At 46.5% G+C, this 739-nt stretch carries 2 rRNA genes; both read left to right on the forward strand.

What is annotated here, in order from left to right:
- Positions 1-71 (forward strand): 16S ribosomal RNA (locus AK95_RS31895); the annotation flags it as partial.
- 337 nt (positions 72-408) lie between these two features.
- Positions 409-739 (forward strand): 23S ribosomal RNA (locus AK95_RS31900); the annotation flags it as partial.

Here is a 739-nt window from a genome sequence, read left to right on the forward strand (position 1 = left end):
TGGGGTAGATGATTGGGGTGAAGTCGTAACAAGGTAGCCGTATCGGAAGGTGCGGCTGGATCACCTCCTTTCTATGGAGAATCGTTTCCTGCAACGGAAACATTCAAATATGACTTCAATGAAGTCACCCTTAAAATCAGGTTTAGGCCTGTTACTCACTCGTTGGTCAGTTTTGAGAGTTCAACTCTCATTTGATCCTTGAAAACTAGATAACGAAACGAATTTGCGCAATTAGAAATATCCTTTTAGCTGAACTTGTGTCAAGCGATTGATCAAGTTTAATAAAAAGTAGCGCGAAGGTTTTGGGATCATCGATCCTTTGGAAGTTTCGTTTCCACCTATTAACTCGTTTAGTAGATCAGGAAACAAACGGACAACAGAGCGATGAGCGCAATAACCGGAGCAATTGGTTAAGCTACTAAGAGCACACGGAGGATGCCTAGGCGCTAGGAGCCGAAGAAGGACGTGGCGAACAACGATACTGCCTCGGGGAGCTGTAAGCAAGCTTCGATCCGGGGATGTCCGAATGGGGAAACCCAGCTAGTGTAATAGCTAGTTACCCGTATCTGAATACATAGGATGCGAGGAGGCATACCCAGGGAACTGAAACATCTAAGTACCTGGAGGAAGAGAAAACAAGAGTGATTCCGTCAGTAGCGGCGAGCGAACGCGGAACAGCCTAAACCAGAGAGCTTGCTCTCTGGGGTTGTGGGACGTCTCACATGGAGTTACAAAGGAA

The organism is Paenibacillus sp. LC231, from assembly GCF_001860525.1.
Taxonomy (GTDB): Bacteria; Bacillota; Bacilli; order Paenibacillales; family Paenibacillaceae; genus Paenibacillus_AQ.